At 67.2% G+C, this 15,681-nt stretch carries 12 protein-coding genes; 5 read left to right on the forward strand and 7 right to left on the reverse strand.

The window, feature by feature from the left end; translation table 11 throughout:
- Window positions 1-32 precede the first annotated feature (32 nt).
- Both GO615_RS07745 and GO615_RS07750 read right to left on the reverse strand, forming a co-directional pair.
- Window positions 33-2,267, reverse strand: a complete 2,235-nt coding sequence (locus tag GO615_RS07745) for a putative bifunctional diguanylate cyclase/phosphodiesterase (RefSeq protein ID WP_169126656.1) — start codon at window positions 2,265-2,267, stop codon at window positions 33-35.
- 10 nt (window positions 2,268-2,277) lie between these two features.
- Complete coding sequence (locus GO615_RS07750; protein WP_169126658.1) at window positions 2,278-2,550, reverse strand: hypothetical protein; 273 nt, start codon at window positions 2,548-2,550, stop codon at window positions 2,278-2,280.
- Window positions 2,551-2,729: 179 nt separating this feature from the next.
- On the opposite strand from GO615_RS07750, the gene recQ reads away from it, so the two are divergent.
- A complete protein-coding gene (recQ, locus tag GO615_RS07755) occupies window positions 2,730-4,559 on the forward strand; it encodes a DNA helicase RecQ (protein WP_169126660.1) in 1,830 nt (609 codons plus the stop codon).
- Window positions 4,560-4,572: 13 nt separating this feature from the next.
- Here recQ and GO615_RS07760 read toward each other — a convergent pair whose 3' ends face one another.
- The gene (locus GO615_RS07760; protein WP_169126662.1) at window positions 4,573-5,175 is read right to left on the reverse strand and encodes an EAL and HDOD domain-containing protein; all 603 of its coding nucleotides are present in this window, start codon (window positions 5,173-5,175) and stop codon (window positions 4,573-4,575) included.
- 326 nt (window positions 5,176-5,501) lie between these two features.
- On the opposite strand from GO615_RS07760, the gene GO615_RS07765 reads away from it, so the two are divergent.
- On the forward strand, window positions 5,502-6,176 hold the full coding sequence (locus tag GO615_RS07765) for a cytochrome b/b6 domain-containing protein (RefSeq protein WP_169126664.1): 675 nt from the start codon (window positions 5,502-5,504) through the stop codon (window positions 6,174-6,176).
- Window positions 6,177-6,189: 13 nt separating this feature from the next.
- On the opposite strand, the gene GO615_RS07770 is transcribed toward GO615_RS07765, so the two are convergent.
- Window positions 6,190-7,050, reverse strand: coding sequence for a cation diffusion facilitator family transporter (locus GO615_RS07770; RefSeq protein WP_169126666.1), 861 nt, complete (start codon window positions 7,048-7,050; stop codon window positions 6,190-6,192).
- A gap of 59 nt (window positions 7,051-7,109) precedes the next feature.
- Between GO615_RS07770 and GO615_RS07775 the strand changes: the two genes are divergently transcribed.
- Window positions 7,110-7,607: a YidB family protein gene (locus GO615_RS07775; RefSeq protein WP_479686197.1), complete on the forward strand. Its 498-nt coding sequence runs from the start codon at window positions 7,110-7,112 to the stop codon at window positions 7,605-7,607.
- Between the two features lie 65 nt (window positions 7,608-7,672).
- On the opposite strand, the gene GO615_RS07780 is transcribed toward GO615_RS07775, so the two are convergent.
- Both GO615_RS07780 and GO615_RS07785 read right to left on the reverse strand, forming a co-directional pair.
- Window positions 7,673-8,725, reverse strand: coding sequence for a Glu/Leu/Phe/Val dehydrogenase dimerization domain-containing protein (locus tag GO615_RS07780; protein WP_169126670.1), 1,053 nt, complete (start codon window positions 8,723-8,725; stop codon window positions 7,673-7,675).
- Between the two features lie 220 nt (window positions 8,726-8,945).
- Entirely contained in the window at window positions 8,946-12,551 is a 3,606-nt protein-coding gene (locus GO615_RS07785) for an indolepyruvate ferredoxin oxidoreductase family protein (RefSeq protein ID WP_169126672.1), read from the reverse strand.
- On the opposite strand from GO615_RS07785, the gene GO615_RS07790 reads away from it, so the two are divergent.
- Window positions 12,529-12,852: a hypothetical protein gene (locus tag GO615_RS07790; RefSeq protein WP_169126674.1), complete on the forward strand. Its 324-nt coding sequence runs from the start codon at window positions 12,529-12,531 to the stop codon at window positions 12,850-12,852. The genes GO615_RS07785 and GO615_RS07790 overlap by 23 nt on opposite strands.
- Here GO615_RS07790 and GO615_RS07795 read toward each other — a convergent pair.
- Window positions 12,843-14,114 carry an Hsp70 family protein gene (locus tag GO615_RS07795; RefSeq protein ID WP_169126676.1) on the reverse strand — a complete coding sequence of 424 codons (1,272 nt, stop codon included), beginning with the start codon at window positions 14,112-14,114 and terminating at the stop codon, window positions 12,843-12,845. The genes GO615_RS07790 and GO615_RS07795 overlap by 10 nt on opposite strands.
- A gap of 387 nt (window positions 14,115-14,501) precedes the next feature.
- On the opposite strand from GO615_RS07795, the gene GO615_RS07800 reads away from it, so the two are divergent.
- Entirely contained in the window at window positions 14,502-15,635 is a 1,134-nt protein-coding gene (locus tag GO615_RS07800; RefSeq protein WP_211166997.1) for a branched-chain amino acid ABC transporter substrate-binding protein, read from the forward strand.
- The last annotated feature ends 46 nt before the right edge of the window (window positions 15,636-15,681 follow it).

Consider the following 15,681-nt stretch of genomic DNA (forward strand, 5'->3'; position numbering starts at 1 on the left):
GCACGGGGCATGGCGCGACAGGTCGGGCGCGCTCAGCATCCGCCTTGCGCGCCCGACCCCGACGAGTGCGCGGCCAGCCAGGCGCGCCAGTCCTCGGCGGGCATGGGCCGCGCGAAGTGATAGCCCTGGCCGAGCTGGCAGCCCATGGCCTGCAGACGCCCGGCCTGCTCGGCCTGCTCGATGCCTTCCGCGATCAGCTCGATGCCCAGCCGGTCGCCCAGCCCGCACACGAGGCCCGCGATATCGCCCCCCTTGCCGGCGCCGCCGATGTCGTTGATGAAGGCGCGGTCGATCTTCAGGCGATCGACGTTCATGCGTTGCAATTGGCTCAGCGACGAGAAGCCGGTGCCGAAATCGTCGATGGCGATATCCAGCCCCATCGCCTTGACGCGCCCGAACAGCTCGATCATGCGGTCGCCCTCCCCCATCGCGACCGACTCGGTGATCTCCAGCTCGATCTGCCGTGGCGACACGCCGCTGTCCTCGATCGCGGCACGCAGCCGCCCGAGGAAGTGCGGATCGCGGAACTGGATCACCGAGACGTTGACCGCCATGCGCACCGAAGCGTGGCCGGCCCGCGCCATGCGTGCGGCCTCCTCGCAGGCGCGCCGCAGCACCCACTCGCCGATCGACACGATCAGGCCCGAACGTTCGGCCAGCGGAATGAAGCGATCGGGCGGGATCATCGCCCCGTCGCCGGTGCGCCAGCGCAGCAGGGCCTCGGCCCCGACGCAGCGCCCGGTCGCAAGATCGATCTGCGGCTGGAACACGAGGAAGAGCTCGTTCGCACCGAAGGCGCCGCGCAGGTTGTGCAGCAGATTCACGCGCCCGCGGATCTCCTCGCTGACGCCCCGGTTGTAGCGCGCCACCGAACCGCGCTCGGCCTGCTTGGCGCGCTTGAGGGCCAGGTAGCCATCCTCCAGCGCTTCGCTGCCGTCGCCGCCGACGTCGTCGAGGCGGACGACGCCAACCGTCACCGACACGATGATGCTGTCGCCTTCGACCTCGAGCGGCTCTGAAAAGAGGCCGTCGAGGCAGCTCACGTCGGCGTCGTGCGCACTCCAGAACACCCCAAAGCTGTCGCTGCCGACCCGCGCGACCCGCGCAGCCGGGCCGCAGCCGGCGACGATGCGCGCGGCGACGCCCTTCAGCAGCGCGTCGCCGTAGTGATAACCGAAGGCACCGTTGATCTCGCCGAAGTGGTCGATATCCACCACGGCCAGCACCCCGCGACGGCCCTCGCGCTCGTTCAGGTGGGCGTCGAGCAGTTCGAGCAGCTGCCGGCGGTTGGGCAGGTGCACCAGCGGGTCGAAGTACGAGTATTCATTGAGCCGCTGCACGAGCTCGATGTTGTCGAGGCACACCGACACGTTTGCGCAGAACACCTCGAGCAGGGTCGGATCGAGTTCGTCCGCAGGGTAGCCCGTCTCCACATACGCGGCCAGGTCGCGCCCGGGGCGCGAGCCGAAGTACAGCGCGATGCCTTGCCCCGGCTCGAGGACATTGGTGCGCTGCGTGAGCGCACGCTCGAGGGTCGCGCGGATGCCGGCGTCCTGCAAGGACGCGAGCGGCTGGCGCGACACATGGTCGAAACGTCCGGCCGCCGCGATCACCTCGCACGGCGCGCCGGCATCGCGCCGCGCACACACCAACCCCTCGGGCGGCAGGCCGAGCAGCCCGGCCATCTGCGTGATCACGCCGGCGGCGAATTCGCCCAGCCCCTCGCTGCGCAGCAGCTCCGCGCTGCCGCGCACGATGTGCGCCAGCCCTGTCCGGCTCGCGTTGACGATGCGGATCTGCTGATACGCCCGGATCGCCGCGGTAAGCGCCGCATACAGTCGGGTGCGGGAGAGCTCCGACTTGTTCCTGTAGTCGTTGATGTCGTAGTCGCGGATCGCCTCGAGCTCCGGGGCGTATCCGGGCTGGCCGGTGCGCAGGATGATGCGCACGTCCTGCATGCGGAAGCGGTGGCGGATCTCGTCGACCAGCAGCAGGCCGGCATCCTGGGTTTCCATCACCACGTCGAGCAGGATCACCGCGATGTCGCGCTCCCCGACGAACAGCGCGCGTGCCTCGGCGGCCGAACGGGCGTGCAGGAAGGCGAGCGGACGCCCCAGGATCTCGGTGTTGGCGAGGCTCAGTTCCGTGCTGCGGTGGACATCGTCGTCGTCATCGACGATCGCGACCTTCCAGCACGCTGCAGTGTTGGCCGCTGCGGGCGGCGTTTCCGCTGCGAATTCGAGCAGATCGTCGTCGGGCCGATTCATCTGCGCCAAGTCACCCCTGGATTCCGCGCCGCGACGCATCCACGGAGTTGCGCCAGTCGGACGTGATGCTCTCCTCAAACTGCGGAAACTCGCGATCGTGCTCCAGCAACAGACGCAGGATGGTGCGCGCGTGGTCGCCCGGGAATCCCCGCCGCTGACCGTCGCGCGTGTCGTTCATGAGCCGGTTGATGAACTCGCGACAATCGCGCGTTCCCCACAATTCATCGATCCGCCCGAGGTGAGGGTAGGCCTCGTATAGCTTTGAAACGTCGGTCTTCCGCATGGAATCTCCCGGCCGCGCACAACCTGCAACTTTCGTAATAGTCGAACGATAACACCGTCATCGAACGGCGTCGAATCGGCCTCCGGCGCGCAATAATGCCGTATGCATTGCACTCCCACACCCCAGGCTCGCACCCGCCCGCGCTCCCACCCTGTATCGACAGTGACGGCACCGGTAGAATGACGGCAATGACCGCGCACGCCCCCTCTTCCCCCCTGCACATCCTCGAGCACGTCTTCGGCTACACCGCCTTCCGCGGCGAACAGCAGGCCATCGTCGAGCATGTGACGGCAGGCGGCGACGCGCTGGTGCTGATGCCCACCGGGGGCGGCAAATCGCTGTGCTACCAGGTGCCGGCCCTGTTGCGCGCCGGCACCGCCGTGGTGGTGTCGCCGCTCATCGCACTGATGCAGGACCAGGTGAGCGCGCTGCAGGAAGCGGGCGTGGCGGCAGCCTACCTGAACTCCAGCCAGGCAGCCGACGAATCCGTCACGGTGGAACGCGACCTCGTCGGCGGGCGGCTGGACCTGTTGTACGTGGCGCCGGAACGCCTCCTCACCGGCCGGATGCTGGCGACGCTCGATCGCCTGCACGAGGCCGGCCGCATCGCGCTGTTCGCGATCGACGAGGCGCACTGCGTATCGCAGTGGGGCCATGACTTCCGCCCCGAGTACCTGCAACTGTCGGTGCTGCCGGAGCGCTATCCGGGCGTGCCGCGTATCGCGCTGACCGCGACCGCCGACGCCGACACGCGCGAGGAGATCGCCCAGCGCCTGGGGCTCGCCACCGCACGCCGCTTCATCTCCAGCTTCGACCGGCCGAACATCCGCTACCGCATGGTCGACAAGGACAACCCGCGCAACCAGCTGCTCGCCTTCATCCGCGACGACCACGCGGGCGACGCCGGCATCGTCTATTGCCTGTCGCGGCGCAAGGTCGAGGAGACCGCCGCGTGGCTGGAGGAACAGGGCATCCGCGCCCTCGCCTATCACGCGGGCATGCCCCAGGACGTGCGCGCGGCGAACCAGAGCCGCTTCCTGCGCGAGGACGGGCTGGTGATGTGCGCGACCATCGCCTTCGGCATGGGCATCGACAAGCCCGACGTGCGCTTCGTCGCCCACCTCGACCTGCCGCGCTCGATCGAGGGTTACTACCAGGAGACCGGCCGCGCCGGCCGCGATGGCCTCCCCTCGCAGGCGTGGATGGCCTGGGGCGCGCAGGACATCGTGCAGCAACGGCGCATGATCGACGAATCCGAGGGCAGCGAGGACTTCAAGCGCCGCGCCCGCGCCCGGCTCGACGCGCTCGTCGGACTGGTCGAGACCACCGGCTGCCGCCGCCAGCACCTGCTCGCGCACTTCGGCGAGAGCGGCGAGCACTGCGGCAACTGCGACAACTGCCTGGAACCGCCGCGCACCTGGGACGCGACGGATGCCGCGCGCAAGGCGCTGTCGGGCGTATTCCGCACCGGCCAGCGCTTCGGCGCCGGCCACGTCATCGACGTGCTGCGCGGGGAACTCACCGACAAGGTGCGTGATTGGGAGCACGACAAGGTCAGCACCTTCGGCATCGGCGCCGACCTCGACGAGAAGACCTGGCGCACGCTATTCCGCCAGCTCGTCGCGCGCGGCCTGCTGGCCGTGGACCACGACCGCCACAACGCGCTGACGCTGACCGATCTCGCACGGCCGCTGTTGCGCGGAGAGTCGGAATTCGCGCTGCGGCTCGCGCCCGAGAAACGGCGCACCAAACGCGCGCGCAGCACCCGCATGGAGATCCTCGACGGCGTGCCGCTCACGCTCTTCGACCGGCTGCGTGCCTGGCGGGCGGCAACGGCCCGCGAACGCAACGTGCCCGCATATGTAATCTTTCACGACGCCACGCTGCGCGAAATCGCGCTCGCGCGGCCAGGGTCCATCGAGGAGCTTGCGCACGTGTCCGGCATCGGCGACCGCAAGCTCGAGGCCTACGGCGCGGCGATCATCGCAGAGATCGCGCGCGAAGTCTGATCCCGCGCGGCTTTCAGGCCGTCAGCAGGGCCGGACGGGCGAAGAAATAACCCTGGAAGAGGTCGAACCCGAGGTTCACGCAATGGCGTGCACGCTCCAGCGTGTCCACCTTTTCCGCCAGCAGCTTGGCCGGATGCAGCCGCAGGCGGTGCACCAGGAGCTCGAGCGCTGCGGGTTCGAGCTGCAGAATGTCAATTTTTACGACATCCACGATGTCCAGCAGCGGCTCCATCTCGCGGCTCACGCCGCAAACGTCGTCGAGGGCGAGGCGGTAGCCGAGGTGCTTCAATTCGGAGCACCGATCCACGACGGCACAATCGACCGTGACGGTTTCCAGCAACTCCAGCACCACGCGGTCACGCGGCAGGCTTTCGATGCGAGCGCTCATCAGCATTTCAGCGTCCACATTGACGAAGGCCGCACTGCCGCCGATCACGCTGTTCAGGCCCAGTTGGCCGAAGGTACGCGCGATGACCAGGGCCGTCGCCAGGGCATTGTCGGTGACGCGGGCTTCGCCCGAGTCGTCTTCGCGAAAGAGCAGCTCGTAGGCGGCCAGCTTGCGCTGCCGGTCGAAAATCGGCTGGCGTGCGAGAAAGACGTCGTCGCGGGACTTCATGGCTGCCTCCTTCGCGGACCTGAGTCGTGCCCGCAACCATGTCGAGCAATACTCGTGCCTTATTCGAGATAACGCGCGAGCCCGGCGCCAGGCCTACAGCGACCGCAAATTTGCCCCGGTCGCCGGAATCAATTCGGGGCATATTCCCCACCGTTGATGGGGAAGCGGTCGCCCACGTGCACATTGCGCAACAGTGCATTGCCAACTTGTTAACGTCCGGATTGACCCGGATCATCCGGACCCGCAAGCCCGACTGGTAAAATTATGTTTCAGAATCGGTTCTCCATCCCTGCCGCCGCTTGCGGCGACGACGACGCATACACGCCATGAACGACCCCCGCGCAGCCAGCCTGCAGGCCAGCACGATTACCGCACCGACCCGGATCAAGGTCTGGGATATCCTCGTCCGGATCTTCCACTGGACCCTGGTGGTGTCCTTCACGACGGGCTACCTGATCACCGACAAGTTCCCCCTGCATGCCTACGCCGGCTACACGATCTTCACGCTCGTCGTGATCCGCATCATCTGGGGATTCGTCGGCACGAAGTACGCCCGCTTCTCTGCCTTCACCTACAGCCTGAACGAGACCGTGCAGTACCTGCTGTCCGCATTGCGCATGGCCAAGGCGCGTGAATATCTCAGCCACAATCCCATGGGCGCGCTCATGGTGTACCTGCTGCTGGCGATGCTGCTGTTCAACGCCGTGATCGGCACCATGCTCTATGGCGCGCAGCAGCTCGAAGGCCCGCTCGCGGACATCGTGCCGACCATGTGGGACGAAAACCTCGAAGTGGTACACAAGTTCATGGCCAAGGCCCTGCTCACGCTCGCGGGCTTCCACCTCGCCGGCGTGCTGTGGTCGTCGTGGTGGCATCGCCAGAACTACGTGCTCGCGATGTTCACCGGCTACAAGTCAGCCTTCACGCGGCGCGACCACCGCGAAGGCTCAGGCGAGATCTGGACGCCCGAGGAACGCGCCCGCCATCGCGCCGGCCACTAAGCGCTTTCCTGAACTAGTCGGCCGGCTCCACGTGCGTCGTCAGGCGCGCGCCGGCCTGGGCTTCCACCGCCCGCTCCACCTCGTCGGCAAGCGCATGGGCGCGGGCGACCGACCAGTCGCCCGGCAGGCGGACGTCGACATGCGCGAAGTGCATCGCGCCGGCAACCCGGGTCTTCAGGTTCGCAAAACTGCAGCCCCGTGCCGCGAACGTCGCGAGCACCGCCTCGATGCGTTCGATGTCCTCGGCGGCGAGCGACCGATCCATCAGTCCATCCACCGATCGCTGCATCAGCCCCCAGCCCTCGCGCAGGATGTTCAGCGCAACGGCGGCGGCGATGACCGGGTCCAGCCACACCCAGCCGCTCATGCTCGCGAGCGCGACGCCGACGACGACGCCCGCGGTGGTCCATACGTCGGTCATCAGGTGGCGGGCGTCGGCCTCCAGCGCGAGCGAGCGGTGCGCGCGCCCGACCTGGAAGAGAATGCGCGCGACGACGAAGTTCACCAGGCTGGCCCCGACCGACAGCGCGGTGCCGATACCCAGCGCCCCCAGCGGCTGCGGATGGAGCAGGCGTTCGCCGGCCGCGAACAGGATGGCCAGCGCGGCGATGAAGATCATCACGCCCTCGAAGGCGGCGGAGAAGTACTCGGCCTTGCCGTGGCCATAGGGGTGCCCCGGATCGGCGGGTGCCCGGGCCAGGGACACCATCACCAGCGCGAAGGACGCGCCGGCGAGATTGACCAGCGATTCGAGGGCGTCCGAGAGGTAGCCGACCGAACCGGTGAGCCACCACGCCCCGGTCTTCATGCCGATGGTTGTGATGGCCGCAAAGAGAGAAAGCAGCAGGGCCTGCTGCGGGGTGAGCGTACGCATATTGGCGGGAATGTGAAGATGCCCGCATGTTAAACCACGCGCACGGAGCGCGCCCGGCAATGCTTGCGGAATGGAGCGGAAGGGCAAACAATGGCCTCTCTCTCGCAAACGCCAAGGAGACCGGAATGGGATTGTTGGACGGATTGGCCGGCCAGGTGCTGGGAAGCGTGCTGGGCGACGGACAGCAGCAGGGTGGGCAGGCGCCGGGCGGCGCGCTGCTGCAGATCGCGATGAACCTGCTGCAGAATCAGCCGGGCGGACTCGCGGGCCTGCTGCAGCAGTTCCAGCAGGCCGGGCTCGGCGAGGCGGCGGCGTCGTGGGTCGGTACCGGCCAGAACGCGGCGATCGACGGCAATCAGCTCTCGACCGCGCTCGGCGCCGACACGATCGACGGCATCGCGAATCAGCTCGGCATCCCGCAGCAGGAAGCGGCCGGCGGGCTCGCGGCGCTGCTGCCCCAGCTCATCGACCAGCTCACGCCGCAGGGCCGGCTGCCGGACGACAACGCCTTGTCCGGCGGCCTCGCAGACCTCGCGTCGAAGCTCCTGCGCGGCTAATCCGGCTCATCGTTGCCGGCCCCTCCCCCATCGGAGGGACGGACCGGCATCGAGCGAGCAGCCGGTCAGCGCTTGAAGCGTTCCTCGGCGATCGCGTCGGCGACTTCCCCGGTCGGGCGCTCTTCCTTGCGTGCGCGCGCGAAGATTTCCATCAGATTGTCATAGATGCGCTCGATGTGGGCGGTGAGCGCCGCGCGGTCGAAGTTGCCGGTACGCTCGTAGTACACGTCGATGATGCCGCCGGCGTTGATGACGTAGTCGGGGGCGTACAGGATGCCCTTGTGCATCAGCGCGAGGCCGTGGCGCGGCTCGGCGAGCTGGTTGTTGGCGGCGCCGGCGACGATCTTCGCCTTGAGCTGCGGCAGCGTCTGGTCGTTGATGATCGCGCCCATCGCGCACGGGGCGAAGACGTCGACGTCGAGGCCGAAGATCTCATCCGGCGCGACGACGGTCGCCTCGAACTCCTTGGCGGCGCGCAGCAGCGGTTCGCGATGAATGTCGGTGACCCACAGTTGCGCCCCCGCTGCCTTCAGCTGGCGGGCAAGGTCGAAGCCGACGTTGCCGAGGCCCTGCACGGCGATCTTCAGCCCTTCCAGCGAGTCGCGGCCGAGACGCTCCTTGACCGCGGCCTTGATGCCGACGAAGGTGCCGTAGGCGGTCGCGGGCGAGGGGTCACCGCTGCGAGTGCCGTTCTCGGAGGGCTTGTCGACGATGCCGGCGACGTGCTGCGTGAATTGCGACATGAACTTCATGTCGTCGACGCCGGTACCGGAGTCCTCCGCGGCGATGTAGCGGCCGTTGACGCGCTCGACGGCCTGGGCGAAGGCCTTCAGCAGCTCGGGGGTCTTGTCGGTGCGCGGGTTGCCGATGATCACGGACTTGCCGCCGCCGAGCTTGAGGTTGGCCATCGCCGACTTGTAGGTCATGCCGCGCGACAGGCGCAGCACGTCGCGGATCGCTTCCTCCTCAGAGGCATAGGGCCACATGCGGCAGCCGCCCAGCGCCGGGCCGAGGTTGGAGTTATGCACCGCGATGATGGCCTTGAGGCCGCTCTTTTCGTCGCTGCAGAACACGACCTGTTCGTGGTCGGCAAAATCGCTCAGATTGAAAACGCTCATGATGTCTCCTTCATTGGTCTGGAAAGGGTGCAACGCCCCCTCCACCACGGCTCGTGGCCGTGACGGAAGGTTTGCTGCGGGAGGGGTGAAGCAGGGGTTTCGCGGAGCACCGCTCCGTGCCTGCTGAACGGCGGAGCGAAGCGACGACTCCAAGCAGGAATTCCCGGAGCACCGCTCCGCGCCTGCTGAACGGCGGAGCGAAGCGGAGACTCCTGGGGGCTTATCCCGGAATAACGGCGATGGTCTTGCGCACCTTGCCGTTCGTCACCTCGGCCGGGCGCTCCTTGCGGCGGAAGGCCGCGAGGAGTTCCGCTTCGCGCATCCGGGCGTTGCGCAGGTAGCGCTCGCGAATATGACCGAAGCCGCGGATCTGCTCGGGCAGGCTGGCGAGTTCGATGGCGGTTTCGAAGTTCGCCTTCTCGAGGCCGGCGAGGATCTCCTCGACGACACGCTCGTAGTCGGCAATCAGCTGACGGTCGAGCTTGCGATCGTGCGTGCGGGCGAAGGGGTCGAGCATCGAACCGCGCAGACCCTTCATCTTCGCGAGCTGGCGCATCGCCTTGAGCATCCACGGGCCGTACTTCTTCTTCTGCAGCTCACCGGTCTGCGGGTCCTTGTCGGCGAGCGTCGGCGGTGCGAGGTGGAAGACGAGCTTGTAGTCGCCTTCGAACTGCTCCTCGACGCGCTTGAGGAAGTCGCTGTCGGTGTAGAGGCGCGCCACTTCGTACTCGTCCTTGTAGGCGAGCAGCTTGTGGTAGCCGCGCGCGACCGCTTCGGTCAGCAGCGTCGTGCCGGGCTGGACCTTCGCTTCCGCAGCACGCACGCGCTCGACGAGTTTCGTGTAGCGCTCGGCGTAGGCGGCGTCCTGGTAGTCGGCGAGGAAGGCCTTGCGGCGCGCGATCACTTCATCGACCGAAGCCGACAGCTTGTGGTGCTCCGGCGTGCCGTGTTGCGGCTTGGCGGCCTTCTCGACCGCATCCGGATCGACCGCGGCGCGGCGGCCCCACTGGAAGGCGGACTTGTTGGCCTCGATCGCGGCGCCGTTCAGTTCGATCGCGCGCATGATCGCATCGCGCGTCAGCGGCACGAGGCCGCGCTGCCACGCGAAACCGAGCATGAAGAGGTTGGTCGCGATCGAGTCGCCGAGGATCGCGGTCGCGAGACGCGAGGCCTCAAGGAACTCGACGTTCTGGCTGCCGACGGCGTCGACGATCTGGTTTTCCATCGATCCGGCCGGGAACTGCGGGTCCGGGTGCTTCATGACGTTGCCGCTGCGCGCCTGCGCCGCGAAGCCGCGGACGAATTCGCTGGTATTGGTCTGGTCGCGGTTGATGACGACGCGGGTGTGATTGGTGCGCATCTTCGCGAGCGATTCATCGCTTGCGGACACCACCAGATCGCAGCCGATGACGACGTTGGCTTCGCCGGCGGCGACGCGCGCAGCGAAGATGTCTTCGGGCCGGTTGGCGATCTTGACGTGCGACCACACCGCCCCGCCCTTCTGCGCGAGGCCGGCCATGTCGAGGATGGACACGCCCTTGCCTTCAAGGTGCGCGGCCATGCCGAGCAGCGCGCCGATCGTCACGACGCCGGTGCCGCCGACGCCGGTGATGAGGATGCCCCAGGGCGCGTTCGTCGCCGGCAGCATCGGTTCGGGCAGCGACGCGAAAACGTCCCCCGCCGCGGTCGCGGCCTTGCCCTTGCGCAGCTTGCCGCCTTCGATCGTCACGAAGCTCGGGCAGAAGCCCTTCACGCACGAAAAATCCTTGTTGCACGCGGACTGGTCGATCGTGCGCTTGCGGCCGAACTCTGTCTCCACTGCCGTCACCGACATGCAGTTCGACTTCTCGCTGCAGTCACCGCAGCCTTCGCACACGAGGTCGTTGATGACGACGCGCATTGCGGGATCCGGGAACTTGCCGCGCTTCCTGCGGCGGCGCTTCTCGGCGGCGCAGGTCTGATCGTAGATGATGGCGGTGACGCCCGGCACTTCGCGCAGTTCGCGCTGCACGGCGTCGAGCTCGTCGCGGTGGCGGATCGGCACGCCGTGCGGCAGGTCCGCCGGGCCGTAGGCGCGCGGGCCGTCATTGACGACGATGATGTTGCCGATGCCTTCGGCCTGGAGCTGGCGAGCGATGATCGGCACCGAAAGCGTGCCGTCGTGCGGCTGGCCGCCGGTCATCGCGACGGCGTCGTTGTAGAGGATCTTGTAGGTGATGTTCACCTTGGCGGCGACCGCCGCGCGGATCGCCAGTATCCCCGAGTGCATGTAGGTGCCGTCGCCGAGGTTCGCGAAGACGTGCGGGGTCTTCGTGAAGGGCGCCTGGCCGACCCAGGGCACGCCTTCGCCGCCCATCTGGCAGAAGGTCTGCGTCGTTTCGGGCGACAGCCAGGTGGCCATATAGTGGCAGCCGATGCCGGCGATCGCGCGCGAACCTGCCGGGACCTTGGTCGAGGTGTTGTGCGGGCAGCCCGAACAGTAGTGCGGGACGCGCTGGATCGACAGGCGGGGCTTGGCGAGCGCGGCTTCCTTGGCGTCGAAGAAGGCGAGGCGCGCCTTGATCCTGTCCGAGGTGTAGAAGCGCGCGATGCGCGCGGCAATCACGCGGGCAATCATCGCCGGGGTCAGGTCGCCGGCGGCGGGCAGCATCCAGTCGCTGTGCGGCAGCGCCCATTCGCCCTTCTCGTCGAACTTGCCGATGACGCGCGGACGGACGTTCTCGTTCCAGTTGTAGAGCTCTTCTTTCAGCTGGTACTCGAGGAACTGGCGCTTCTCCTCGATCACGAGGATCTCGTCGAGGCCGTTGGCGAACTCGCGCACGCCTTCGGCTTCGAGCGGCCACACCATGCCGACCTTGTAGAGGCGAATGCCGATCTCGGCAGCGACCTTGTCGTCGATGCCGAGGTCTTCGAGCGCCTGGCGCACGTCGAGGTAGCTCTTGCCGGCGGTGATGATGCCGAGCTTGGCGTTCGGGCTGTCGATGATCGTCTTGTTGAGCCCGTTGGCGCGGCAGTAGGCGAGCGCGGCGTACAGCTTGTGATGCACGAGACGCTTTTCCTGCACCAGCGGCGGATCGGGCCAGCGCAGGTTGAGGCCGTCGGCGGGGATCGGGAAGTCCGCCGGGATGACCGTTTGGACCTTGAACGGATCGATATCAACCGAGGCCGAGGTCTCGACGGTGTCGGTCAGCGCCTTGAACGCGACCCAGCAGCCCGAGTAGCGCGACAGCGCGAAGCCGTGCAGGCCGTATTCGAGGTAGTCCTGGATGCCCGCGGGCGCGAGCACCGGCATCATCATCGACTTGAAGATGTGCTCGGTCTGGTGCGGCAGCGTCGAGGACTTGGCGCCATGGTCGTCGCCTGCGATCACGAGCACGCCGCCGTGCTTCGAGGTGCCTGCGGCATTGGCGTGGCGGAAGACGTCACCGGTGCGATCCACGCCCGGGCCCTTGCCGTACCAGATCGAGAACACGCCGTCGTACAGCGCGTTCGGGTCGAGATTCACCTGCTGCGTGCCCCACACGGCGGTCGCGGCGAGGTCTTCGTTCAGACCCGGCTGGAAGCGGACGTGATGCGGCTCGAGGTATTTCTTCGCCTTCCAGAACTCCTGGTCGACGTTACCGAGCGGCGAGCCGCGGTAGCCGGTGACGAAGCCGGCTGTGTTGAGCCCCGCGGCCTGGTCGCGCAGACGCTGCATGATCGGCAGGCGGACCAGTGCCTGGATGCCGGTCATGTAGGCGCGACCGGAGGTGAGGGTGTACTTGTCGTCGAGCGCGACGGAAGCGGGAGCCTGCGGGGAGGGGGTGTTCGAATGGATCTTCGACATGGCGCGTGAATCGTCGCAAGCCGCTGGACGCGTGGCGCTCGTGACGCCCGTATCCGGCCTGCCGACGTTGTCTCCTGTATGGTTGCTGTTATGTGCGTCCGCGGCATCGAACGCGAGTGAGCATCGTAAGGAGATGGCGTCGGCGAGTTTTTTCTCGTTGCGGGGGAATTCAGGCATCGCAGAAAAAATTTTCCCCCGATGCGCGATTTGCGGAAATATCGGCTGGATTGTGGGCAGTGCACCGCAGCATCTCCGCCTCGCCAGCGAGCACGGGCGCGAAATTCGCCCTGCTCAGCCGTAGCGGCGCGCTGCCTCCACCGCCAGCCCGGCGCCGATGCTGCCGTACAGGTCGCCCTCGACGCTGCGCGCCTGCGGCAGCTCGGCGGCGATGCGCGCGCGCAGTTGCGGCACCGCGCTGCCGCCGCCGGTGAAATAGATCGTATCGACCTGCTCGCGCCGCAGGCCTGCCTCGTCGAGCAGCGCACGCACGCACGCCGCGACACGGTCGACGAGGTTGAGCGTGGCCGATGCGAAATCGCCCTCGGTGATCGTGTGGCCGAGGCCGTCCTCCAGGCGGTCGAGGTCCATGACCGCCGCTGGCGCCGCAGACAGGTCGATCTTCGCCTGCTCCACCTGCAGCGCGAGCCAGTGACCTTCGCGATTGCTGATGAGCTTCGCAAGACGGTCGAGCTCCGCGCGTGCGGCGGCGTCGCGATAGACGTTCTGCAGGTCCGCCCACGCCTGCCGCGTGTAGGCGAAGTTGATCGTGTGCCAGGTCGCGAGCTGGAAGTAGACGCTCGATGGAATCTCGGCACCGCTCCTCATGCGGCTGCGGTAGCCCAGCAGCGGCATCACGCATTCCAGGCTCAGCGCTCGGTCGAAATCGGTGCCGCCGATATGTACGCCGCCATTGCCGAGCAGATCCTCGCGGCGGTCGTGCTCATCATGTGACCGCCGCGCGCGCTCGGGCGACAGGCGCACGAGCGAGAAGTCCGCCGTGCCGCCGCCGATGTCGGCAATCAGCACCAGCTCCTCGCGCGCGAGCGACAGCTCGTAGTGCAGCGCCGCGCCGATCGGCTCGAACTGGAAACTCACGTCGCGGAATCCGACCTGGGCCGCGATCTCGGCGAGCGTCTGCTGCGCCTTGCGGTCGGCCTCATCGTCGTCGTCGACGAAGCGCACCGGGCGGCCGAACACCGCCTTGTCGAAACTGCGTCCGGCCTGCGCCTCGGCGCGCGCCTTCAACTCGCCGATGAAGCTCGCGAGCAGGTCGCGGAAACGCAGCGCGCGCCCCAGCACCTCGGTCTGGCCTTCGATCAGGCTGCTGCCGAGCAGGCTCTTCAGCGCGCGCATCAGGCGGCCTTCGTAGCCTTCCAGGTATTCCGTCAGCGCAGCGCGACCGAACGCCGTCGTCTCCTCGTCCGCATTGAAGAACACCGCCGAAGGCAGCGTCGGCTTGCCGTCCTCGAGCGCGACCAGCGTCGGCATGCGCGGTCGAACCCACCCGACGGTTGAATTGGAGGTGCCGAAATCGATGCCGCAGGCGCGGGCGGGCTGGTCCATGAAACAAGTATCCGCGGGATGGGTCCGCGATGCTACCGGAGCACCGTGCCGGCAGGAACTGTCGCGCAAGGAAATGGCCGTCTGGAATGGATGCTTGTTGCACCGCGCCACACGCTTTCGGTACGAATGCCGCCAAAACCATGCTGGAGGAGGAAGAATTTTCCTTCCGGCGTAGGTGAATCCCGCAAAAGCCGCAAAACAATTCCCCACCGCCCTCCGTACCATTCATCACCTCGCAACCGCCCCACGAACGGCTGCGGAAAAAAATACAGGCAGGAGACAAACCATCGTGGATCGACCGGTTGCCGCGCGAGCGGCCGGTGTCCCTTCGTCTCCGCTGTGCCTGTGCAGCAGTACCCGCGCACCGCCCACAAGGAGGAGACACCCATGAAGCACAACAAACTGATTTTCGCCCTCGCTGCCGCGAGCCTCGCCGCCGGAGCCGTCCACGCCAAGGAAGTCGTCGTGCGCATCGGCCACGCCGGCCCCCTGACCGGCCCGGCCGCGGCTTTCGGCAAGGACGGCGAGAACGGCGCGCGCCTCGCGATCGAGGACGCCAACGCCAAGGGCATCAAGATCGGCGGCGACACGGTCAAGTTCGAACTCGTCAGCGAGGACGACCAGGCCGACCCGCGCACCGCGACCACCGTCGCGCAACGGCTGACCGATTCCGGCGTGAAGGGCGTGGTCGGCCACGTCACCTCCGGCGCCTCGATCCCCGCCTCGCGCATCTACGAGCAGGCCGGCATCCCGGTCATCACCCCCTCCTCCACCAGCCCCAAGCTCACCCAGCAGGGCTACAAGATGACCTTCCGCGTCATCGCCAACGACCTGCAGCAGGGCAACGCGCTGGGCAAGTACGCCGTCGATCAGCTCAAGGCGAAGAAGATCGCGGTGATCGACGACCGCACCGCCTACGGCCAGGGCCTCGCGGACGCCTTCGCGAACTCCGTGAAGACTTCCGGCGGCCAGATCGCCGGACGCGAATTCACCAACGACAAGGCGACCGACTTCATGGCGATCCTCACCAAGATCAAGGCCATGAACCCCGACGCCGTGTTCTACGGCGGCATGGACGCGCAGGCGGCACCGCTCGCGCGCCAGATGAAGCAACTCGGCATGACCGCGAAGCTGCTGACCGGTGACGGCGGCTGCACCGGCGAGATGATCAAGATGGCGGGCGACGCGCTGTCGGCAACCACCTTCTGCACCCAGGCCGGCATCCCCCTCGACAAGATGCCCGGCGGCGCGGCCTTCCGTACCCAGTTCAAGCAGCGTTACGGCAACGACATCCACGTCTATGCCCCGTATGCCTACGACGCGATGATGTCCGTGATCGAGGCGATGAAGACGGCCAACTCGGTCGAACCGGCGAAGTACCAGCCCGCACTGCGCGCCCTCGCCTACCAGGGCGTCACCGGCCCGGTCGCGTTCGACGACAAGGGCGACATCAAGGGCGGTTCGATCACCGTCTATAACTTCGACGCCGGCAAGTGGGCGCCGCTGCAGACCATCCAGTAACAGTTCTCCTCGCGCCGGCCGGCAGTACCGCGGTCGGCGCACCTCT

Origin of the sequence: Aromatoleum evansii (assembly GCF_012910805.1) — a bacterium.
In the GTDB taxonomy this organism is placed as follows: domain Bacteria; phylum Pseudomonadota; class Gammaproteobacteria; order Burkholderiales; family Rhodocyclaceae; genus Aromatoleum; species Aromatoleum evansii.